The following is a 9,029-nucleotide window of genomic DNA, read 5'->3' as shown; positions in this document are numbered from 1 at the left end:
CCCGCTCACCGGACCAGCGCCGCGCCCGCCAAGCGGCCTACCCACCCCCGGCCCCTCCCTTTCAGGGAGGGGTGAAGATAGAGAGCATTCCCGGCAGATCTTCCGTTCAAGGCAGCAGGAACGTACCCTCGATCGTCGTCACGCACGCGCCGCCAAGCACCACGCGGTCGCCCTCGAGTCGGCACGTCAGCTTTCCACCCCGCGCGCTCGCTTGGTAAGCGGTGAAGCTGTCCCCCAGGGTCTGCGCCCAATACGGCACCATCACCGCATGCGCCGCGCCCGTCACCGGATCCTCGTTAATCGCGTAATAGGGCGTGAAAACGCGGCTGACGATGTGGGTCGCCTCCCCGCGCGCGGCGACGATGGCCACGATCGGGAACTTCGCCAGCGCGGCAAAGTCGGGCTTCAGGTTGCGCACCACCGCCTCGTCCTCGACGATCACGAGCGCATAGCCCTTCTCGTGCCACAACGTCTCGACCGGCAATGCGACGTTCAACGCCGCGACGATCTCCGGCATCGCCTTCGGGCTGGGACCCCAAGCCGGCAGTTCCAGCGTGTACCCGCTGTCCGCCCGCGCGACCTCCAGCATCCCCGCCTGCCGCGTCCGGAACCGTACCCGGTTGAGCGCGGTGTCCGACGACAGCACGAAATGCCCGCTCGCGAGCGTCGCGTGGCCGCACAGCGCAACCTCCGCGCCGGGCGTGAACCAGCGCAGGTCGAAGTCCACGCCCTCCTCGTCCGACGCAACGATGAAAGCCGTCTCGCTCAGGTTGTTCTCCTGCGCGATGTTCAGCAGCACGGCGTCGTCGAGCCACGCCGACAGCGGCATCACCGCCGCCTGGTTGCCGCCGAACGGCATGTCGGAAAACGCATCGATCTGCGCGAACGGTATTCTCATGTCTGGAGCCCCTTAGACACGCTTGCCGAACCAATGCGGCGTCACGTCCGCCTCGACCAGCGGATTGTCGGTGTCGACATGCCCCTCGGGATCAAGGTGAATCAACACCTCGACCTTGGGGAACGCGGTGCGCAGGTTGCGCTCGACCGCCTCGACGATGTCGTGCGCGTTGGCCACCGTCAGGTCGCGCGCGACCTCCATGTGGAACTGCGCGAAATCGTGGCTCCCCGAGCGCCGCGTGCGGAAATCGTGGATGCCGCGAATCCCCGGCTGACGCGCGGCGACGTCGAGGAACTGCGTGCGCAGATCCTCGGGCCATTCCTTGTCCATCAACTGGTCGATCGCGTTCGACGATGCCTGGAACGCGCCCCATGCAAGCCACAGCGCGATGACGATGCCGAAGATCGGATCCGCGCCGCTCCACCCGACATACTGGTCGAGCACGAGGGCCACGATCACCGAGCCGTTGAGCAGCACGTCGGACTGGTAATGGACGTTGTCCGCCAGGATCGCGACCGAGCCGGTCTGGCGGATGATGCGGCGCTGATAGGCGAGCAGGAACACCGTCGCGACGATCGCGATCACCGACACGCCGATGCCGAACTCGGCGCCGGTGGTCGGCTGCGGATCGGCGAAGGCGAGGATCGCGCGCCACGCGATGCCGACCGCGGACGCGGTGATCAGCATGACCTGGAACAGCGCCGCGAGCGCCTCCGCCTTGCCGTGGCCGAAGCGGTGATCGTGATCCGCGGGCGTCGCCGCGAGGCGCACGCCGTACAAGGTCACTAGCGACGCGAGCAGATCGAGCGCGGTATCGGCGAGCGAGCCGAGCATCGCGACGGAGCCCGTCGACCATGCCGCAAAGCCCTTCAGCAGCAACAGGAAACACGCCATCGCGACGCTGGCGAGCGCCGCACGGGTTGCGAGGGGTATGACCCTGCGCCGTTCGTCCTGCGTCATGGGAACAGCAATCCTTCGCTCCAGGCACCGTCCTGACGCGTAAACAGCCGGCGTTCATGCAGACGGTGCGCGCGGTCCTGCCAGAATTCGATCCGCGTCGGCGTGACGCGGTAGCCGCCCCAATGCGGCGGCCGCGGCACGTCCTGACCCTCGAACTTCGCGGTCATTTCGGCAAAGCGCTGCTCGAACGTTTCGCGGCTTTCGAGCGGCCGGGACTGCTCCGACGCCCAGGCCCCGAGCTGCGAATCACGACCACGCGAGGCGAAATAGGCGTCCGACTCTTCGTCCGTCGCCCATGATACCGGGCCCTCGATCCGGATCTGCCGACGCAGCGACTTCCAGTGGAACAGCAGCGCACCCTGCGGATTGGCGGCCAGTTCGCCTGCCTTGCGGCTTTCGCGATTGGTGTAGATCACGAAGCCGTCGGGCCCGTGACCCTTGAGCAGCACCATGCGCACCGAAGGCCGCCCCCCGGCATCCGCCGTCGCGAGCGCGACCGCGTTCGGGTCGTTCGGTTCGGACTGCTTGGCCTCGGCGTACCAGCTATCGAACAGCGTGAAGGGATCGTCTGACATGCGCGCGCCTTAGCGGGATTTGGTGCGGAACGAAACTTGGGAACGACTCTACCGTGCCGATGATTGACCCAGGTAATCGAATCGTTTCCGCAACGAAGGAACACGCAAGGTGGCAGCGCGCGCGTATTGGCAGGGGCAGATCCGGCTGGCCCTCGTCTCGATCCCGGTCGAGATCTACTCCGCCACCAAGTCCGGCGCCGCGGTGTCGTTCAAGCAGATCCACGAGCCATCGGGCCAGCCGATCCATTACGACAAGGTCGTCACCGGCGTCGGCCCGGTCGATGCCGACGAGATCATGAAGGGATACGAGGTCTCGAAGGGCGAATACGTCCTGCTGGAGCAGGACGAGATCGACGCGGTGAAGCTGGAGTCGAAGAAGACGCTCGAGCTGACGCAGTTCGTCGATGCGAGCGAGATCGACGTGCTGTATTACGAGAAGCCGTATTTTGTGGTGCCTGCCGATGATCTCGCCGAGGAAGCGTTCATCGTTTTGCGCGAGGCGTTGAAGCGCACGAAGAAGGTCGGCTTGGGCCAACTCGCGATGCGCGGGCGCGAATATGTCGTCAGCCTGAAGCCGTGCGGGCGCGGCATGGTGCTGGAGACGCTCCGCTATGCCGACGAGGTGCATAAGGCGCAGGGGTATTTCCGGGATATTCCCGACGATAAGCCGTCGGAGGAACTGCTGGAACTGGCCGAGGCACTGATCGGGAAGCGCAGTGGCGACTTCCACCCGCAGGAGTTCCACGATCGCTATGTCGATGCACTGAAGGACCTGATCGAACGCAAGCGCAAGGCGAACGGGAAGAAGATCATCGAGGACAAGGACACGGGCGCGAAGACGGGCTCGAACGTGGTCGATTTGATGGCGGCGTTGAAGAAGTCGATGGCGGCGAAGGAGCCGGCCAAGGCTGCGGAGAAGAAGACGCCGGCCAAGAAGGCGCCTGCGAAGGCCACTGCAACCAAGCCCGCCGCGGCAAAGAAACGTGCATAACCCTCTTCTCCTCCCCTCCCGCTTGCGGGAGGGGAGTAGATGGTTGACGATCCCCTCGCGCTCTATAATTCAAAGCGGAACTTCACCAAGACCGCCGAACCCGCGGGCACGCTGGCCCCCGGCAACGGCAACAGCTTCATGGTCCAGAAGCACGACGCGACCCGCCTCCACTGGGACTTCCGCCTGGAGATCGACGGCGTCCTGAAAAGCTGGGCGGTCACGCGCGGCCCCAGCCTCGACCCCAACGAAAAGCGCCTCGCCGTCCGCACCGAGGACCACCCGCTCAGCTACGCCACCTTCGAAGGCACCATCCCCGCGGGCGAATACGGCGGCGGCACGGTGATGCTGTGGGACCGCGGGACATGGTCGCCGATCAAGGGCAAGTCGGCCAAGGACCTCGACAAGGGCCACCTCCACTTCGTCCTCGATGGCGAACGGATGAAGGGCGAATGGCTGCTGATCCGCCTGAAGCCCCGCGCGAAGGAGAAGCGCGAGAACTGGCTGCTCAGGAAGATCGACGATGCGGCGGCGGGCGGCACCGACACGCTCGTCGAGGAAGCGCTGACCAGCGTCTCGACCGGCCGCACGATGATCGAGATTGAGGAGGGGAAGAAGCCGTCCAAACCCCGCCCGTCATCCCAGCGAAAGCTGGGATCTCAAGCGGCAAGCGCGGAGCAGGAGCCGCGGGAGACCCCAGCTTTCGCTGGGGCGACGAAGGGGGCGGGGCGAGCGGGAAGCGCGCTGCCCGAGTTCCAGGACCTCCAACTCTGCACCCTCGTCGACGCCGTTCCGACCGGCTCCGCCTGGCTCCACGAGGTAAAATACGACGGCTACCGCGCGCTCATCTCCGTCGCCAACGGCAAGGCGAAGGTCTTCACCCGCACCGGCCTCGACTGGACCGACAAGTTCGCCGCGATCGCCGACGCCGCCACGCAACTCCCCGTAAAATCCGCGCTGATCGACGGCGAGATCGTCGCGTTCAAGGACGGCCACCCGGATTTCTCGACCTTGAAGGACGCCATCTCCGCCGGCGGCGACATGACGCTGTTCGCGTTCGACCTGCTCGCACTCGACGGCGAAGACCTGACCGGCCTTTCCAATCTCGACCGCAAGGCGCGGCTGCAACCGCTGATCCCCGAGGACGAGGACCGCCTCCGCTATTCCGACCACGTCATCGGCGCGGGCGAGCAACTGTTCGAGACGATGTGCCGCGAGGGCCTCGAAGGCATCGTCTCGAAGCGCGCCGACGCGCCGTATTCGGGCAAGCGGACCAAGGCGTGGCTCAAGGTCAAATGCACGCACCGCCAGGAATTCGTGATCGTCGGCTGGCTGCCCTCGGACAAGAAGCGCGGCTTCAGGTCGCTCTTGCTCGGCGTCCGCGAGGGCAAAGGGTTTCGCTATGCAGGCAAGGTCGGCACCGGCTTTGACCAGGCGTTGATGGACGACATCCGCGACAAACTGGACGCGCTCGACCGCAAGACGCCGACGGTCGAGGCCCCCAAGGCAGCGGTCCGCGGCGCGAAATGGGTGACGCCGAAACTGGTCGCGGAGGTCGCCTTCGCCGAGGTCACCCCCGACGGCGTGCTCCGCCATTCGAGCTTCATCGGTTTGCGCGAGGACAAGGCGGCCAAGGACGTCGTCGCCGAAACCCCCGCCCCGCTGCCGGACGTAGCCGAGAGTGCCGCACCGGAAACCAGCATCAAGGTCAGCAGCCGCGACCGCGTGATCTTCGACAAGTCGGACGTCACCAAGGGCGACCTCGCAGACTATTACGTCGCGGTGTCCGGCATCATGCTGCCGTTCGCCGCCAACCGCCCCATCAGCCTCGTGCGCTGCCCCCAAGGCCGATCCCGCGCGTGCTTCTTCCAGAAACACGATGCCGGCAGCTTCGGCGACGCGGTCCATAAGGTGCCGATCCGCGAGAAGGACGGCTCGACCGAAGACTATCTCTATGTCGACGACGCGGACGGGCTGGTCGCGTGCGTGCAGATGGGGACGATCGAGTTCCACGGCTGGGGATCGTCGAACGCTACGCTGGAAAAGCCCGACCGCCTCGTGTTCGATCTCGATCCCGACAAAGGCCTCGACTTCGGCGACACCAAGAAGGCGGCGGAGCATCTGAAGAACCAGCTTGCCGAACTCGGGCTGGTCAGCTTCCCGATGCTGTCGGGGGGCAAAGGCGTTCACGTCGTCGTGCCGCTGACCCCCGAGGCGGAATGGCCGGCGGTGAAGGACTTCGCAGACCGCTTCGCGCGAGCGATGGCGGGCGCGGAACCGGAGCGCTTCGTAGCGACGATGGCAAAGGCCAAGCGGAAGGGCCGCATCTTCATCGACTGGCTCCGCAACCAGCGCGGCGCGACCGCGGTAATGCCGTATTCGGCAAGGGCGAGAGCCGGCGCGCCGGTGGCGGCACCGGTGTCTTGGACCGAGTTGCGGGATATCGAGACTGCCGCGCGCTGGGGTGTGAAGGATGGGGCGGAACTGATCGAGCGAGCTGGGTCGCGGGCGTTGGAAGGCTGGGGCGTGGCGGATCAGGTGCTGCCGGATTTGTGAGCCTCGACTCCTCCCCAACCGCCACCCCGGCGGAGGCCGGGGCCCAATTGGAAAGGTGGTGGTAACGGAGCGATGCCCCTCATTAGCGCCGTCCCCCAATTGGGCCCCGGCCTTCGCCGGGGTGGCTGAGCGCGTGGGGGAGTCTTTCACTTTTACCCAGCCCAGCCCGGCCCAGCCCAGCCCTACCCAGCAGCTACCCCTCCCCATCCGTCATCCCAGCGAAAGCTGGGATATTCATGGGGCGAGCGTCGCGTCCGCCAAGCAGAATATCCCAGCGTTCGCTGGGATGACGGATGGGCTGGAGTGAATGACGAGCAACGGGTGGGATGGCTGCAATCGTCCGACCGGTACGGCCGGCAAGACAGCGAAGCGCATCCGCCTCTGCAACAATTTATGTTGCACCGCCGCGTCGAAAGGTGAAACACCGCCGCCTGTATTCGGGGGTTTGAGGCATTGAACACGGCGGACACGGCGACGCACACCGCGCCCCTTTTCGACGCGATGATCCATGCCGAGCGCTGGATCGCCGACTATTGCGCGCGCAGCACCCGCGCCGACGTGCTCTGCCCAGCCGATGACGGTAGCGCCGACCCCGCCTGGGCGGCGATGTTCGCCGAGCTGGCGACCGTCGCCTCGGACGACCTCGGCCACATCCGCGAACGCGTCCAGCGACATGCGGTCGACATCGGCACCGGCTTCCGGATCGCCGACGAGCCCGACGAGCGCCCCTGGCCCGTCTCGCCCGTCCCGCTGCTGATCGAGGCCGGCGAATGGGCCGGCATCGAGCGCGGCGTGATCCAGCGCGCTGCGCTGATGGAGACGGTGATCGCCGACCTCTACGGCGCGGGCAAACTGGTCGCCGACGGCCATATCCCCGCCGCGCTCGTCACCGGCAGCCCGTTCTTCCTGCGCCCCATGGTCGGGCTCGATCCACCTGGCGGACGCCACCTAGATTTCATCGCGATCGATCTCGGCCGCGGCCCCTCCGGCGAGTGGCGCGTGCTCGCCGATCACCTCCGCGCACCCGCCGGCGCCGGCTACGCGCTGGAGAACCGCATCGCCGTCAGCCGCACGCTCGGCGGGTTGCAGGATCGGCTCAACGTCCAGCGCCACGCGCCGTTCTTCGCCGCGTTCCGCGCCGGAATCGCGGCGATGTGCAAGCGGACCGACCCCCGGATCGGCCTGCTCACCCCCGGCCGGTTCAACCCGAGCTATCCCGAGCAGGCGCATCTCGCGCGCTATCTCGGGCTGTTGCTGGTTGAAGGTGCCGATCTCGCCGCGCTCGAGGACAAGGTGTATGTCCGCACGATCGGCGGGCTCAAGCGGATCGATGCGCTGTGGCGGCGGCTCGACCCGCGGCTGCTCGATCCGCTGGCGTTCGACACGCATTCCCAGATCGGCGTGCCCGGGCTGATCGACGCGTACGCGGCCGGCAACGTCGTGCTGTCGAATGCGCCGGGCTCGGCCGTGCTGGAGGCGCCGGCGTTCTCGGCGTTCCTGCCGCAGCTAGCGAAATCGCTGCTCGGGGAAGACCTGCTGCTCCCCAACATCGCGACGTGGTGGTGTGGGCAGGATGGCGCGCGCGCTCAGGTCGAGGCGAATTTCGATCGTTTGCTGATCGGTCCGGCATTCCATTCGCGCCCGCTTGGCATGACCGGTGCACCGACCGCAGGCGCCGACATCACCGGCGAAGACCGAACGCGTCTGCTCGCCGATATGGCGAACAGGCCGCAGGATTATGTCGGGCAGGAACTCGTCCAGCTTTCGACCATGCCGGTCGTGGTCGGCGATGAGCTGGTCCCCCGCCCCTTCACCCTGCGCGTATTCGCGGCGCGTAACGGCGACGGCGAATGGACCGTCCTCCCCGGCGGATTCGCGCGGATCGGCGAGCATCCCGACGCACGGGCGGCGGTCATGGGCGAAGGCATCTGGTCCGCCGACGTGTGCATCTATGGCGCCGAGCCGGTCGCGCCGGTGTCGTTGCTGACCGCCGCCGACTCGCTCCAGGTGCGGCGCAATCCCGGGACGTTGCCGAGCCGGGTGGCGGACAATTTCTACTGGCTCGGGCGCTATCTGGAGCGCGGCGAGGCTCTGCTCGGCGCGATCCGCGTGATGCTCGGCAATTCGATCGACGTCGACGGCGGTGCCGTGCTGTCGCCTACCACGGTCGGCAAGCTGGTCGGGCTGATCGTCGGGGCGGGCAGCGCGCCGCACCCGCCATCTCTGCGCCGCGCCGACCTGACCGCGCTTGCCCGCACCGCGATGGAGGACGAACGCTGGCAGTCGATCCTCACGCTCAATCGGCACGCGAGAGAGATCGGGGAGGGCTCGCGCGACCGGTTGTCGGCGGACATGGTGCGGCTGCTCGAGGCGCCCTTCCCCACGCATCGCGGGATGCTCGAGAGGGCGGGGTCGCTGCAACGGCGGTACGCGGCGATCGCGGGGCTGTCGGCGGAGCATATGGGGCGGACGGCGGCGTGGCGGTTCCACGATCTCGGGCGGCGGATCGAGCGGGCGATGGCAATGACGCGCGCGATCCGGTTGTTCGGGATGCCGGGCGCGTCGCCGGATGACCTATCGGTGCTGCTCGACCTTGCAGACAGCCAGATCAGTTATCGCCAGCGCTATCCGACCGGGATCGCGCGCGTGCCGGTGATGGATCTGGTGGCGCTCGATCCGGGCAATCCGCGTTCGCTGGCGTTCTCGGCGGAGCGGATCGCGACGCGGTTGGCGGAACTGCCAGTGCTCAGCGACGACGAGATGGCGGAGCCGCAACAGGCGCAGGCCACCGGGTTGCAGGCGATCGTGATGACCGCGACGGCGGCGGAATTGGATGCGGAGACGCTGGGGGATATCGAGCGGCGTCTCGGCGCGGTGTCGGATGCGCTGGCGCGGCGGTATTTCCTGCAAGGGGCCGAGCCGTTGCGGACCAGTGGGCTGACGTTGGCGTGAGGGGCGGCGTGATAGTGGGCGACATACTCCCTCTCCCCTCCGGGGAGAGGGTCGGGGTGAGGGGCAGCCCAGCAGTGCTGCGCCCGGAACAGGGGGGGCC

The 9,029-nt window shown here is 67.1% G+C and carries 6 protein-coding genes; 3 read left to right on the top strand and 3 right to left on the bottom strand.

The window, feature by feature from the left end; genetic code table 11:
• Window positions 1-106 precede the first annotated feature (106 nt).
• Genes H8S47_RS17335 through pdxH form a run of 3 tightly spaced genes read right to left on the bottom strand, consistent with a single transcriptional unit; the run spans window position 107 to window position 2,433 of the window.
• Window positions 107-898, bottom strand: coding sequence for a PhzF family phenazine biosynthesis protein (locus tag H8S47_RS17335; RefSeq protein ID WP_187505029.1), 792 nt, complete (start codon window positions 896-898; stop codon window positions 107-109).
• A gap of 12 nt (window positions 899-910) precedes the next feature.
• A complete protein-coding gene (locus tag H8S47_RS17330) occupies window positions 911-1,858 on the bottom strand; it encodes a cation diffusion facilitator family transporter (protein ID WP_187505028.1) in 948 nt (315 codons plus the stop codon).
• Complete coding sequence (gene pdxH, locus H8S47_RS17325) at window positions 1,855-2,433, bottom strand: pyridoxamine 5'-phosphate oxidase (protein WP_187505027.1); 579 nt, start codon at window positions 2,431-2,433, stop codon at window positions 1,855-1,857. Before pdxH ends, H8S47_RS17330 begins: the two co-directional genes overlap by 4 nt.
• A gap of 109 nt (window positions 2,434-2,542) precedes the next feature.
• Between pdxH and ku the strand changes: the two genes are divergently transcribed.
• From ku to H8S47_RS17310, 3 genes are all read left to right on the top strand, one after another.
• Window positions 2,543-3,424 (top strand): non-homologous end joining protein Ku, encoded by an 882-nt coding sequence (gene ku / locus H8S47_RS17320; protein WP_187505026.1) that lies wholly within the window; start codon window positions 2,543-2,545, stop codon window positions 3,422-3,424.
• 39 nt (window positions 3,425-3,463) lie between these two features.
• The gene (gene ligD, locus H8S47_RS17315; protein ID WP_187505025.1) at window positions 3,464-5,977 is read left to right on the top strand and encodes a DNA ligase D; all 2,514 of its coding nucleotides are present in this window, start codon (window positions 3,464-3,466) and stop codon (window positions 5,975-5,977) included.
• Window positions 5,978-6,478: 501 nt separating this feature from the next.
• Entirely contained in the window at window positions 6,479-8,929 is a 2,451-nt protein-coding gene (locus tag H8S47_RS17310) for a circularly permuted type 2 ATP-grasp protein (protein WP_187505030.1), read from the top strand.
• Window positions 8,930-9,029: the final 100 nt, after the last annotated feature.

Origin of the sequence: Sphingomonas albertensis, assembly GCF_014358075.1 — a bacterium.
GTDB classification, from domain to species: Bacteria; Pseudomonadota; Alphaproteobacteria; order Sphingomonadales; family Sphingomonadaceae; genus Sphingomonas; species Sphingomonas albertensis.
Note: the sequence above shows the minus strand (reverse complement) of the source record. Positions and strands in the feature narration are given on the sequence as shown.

Coding starts and splice junctions, on each gene's coding strand:
- H8S47_RS17335 (WP_187505029.1), bottom strand. CDS start 898: ATGAGAATACCGTTCGCGCAGATCGATGCGTTTTCCGACATGCCGTTC.
- H8S47_RS17330 (WP_187505028.1), bottom strand. CDS start 1,858: ATGACGCAGGACGAACGGCGCAGGGTCATACCCCTCGCAACCCGTGCG.
- pdxH (WP_187505027.1), bottom strand. CDS start 2,433: ATGTCAGACGATCCCTTCACGCTGTTCGATAGCTGGTACGCCGAGGCC.
- ligD (WP_187505025.1), top strand. CDS start 3,464: ATGGTTGACGATCCCCTCGCGCTCTATAATTCAAAGCGGAACTTCACC.
- H8S47_RS17310 (WP_187505030.1), top strand. CDS start 6,479: ATGATCCATGCCGAGCGCTGGATCGCCGACTATTGCGCGCGCAGCACC.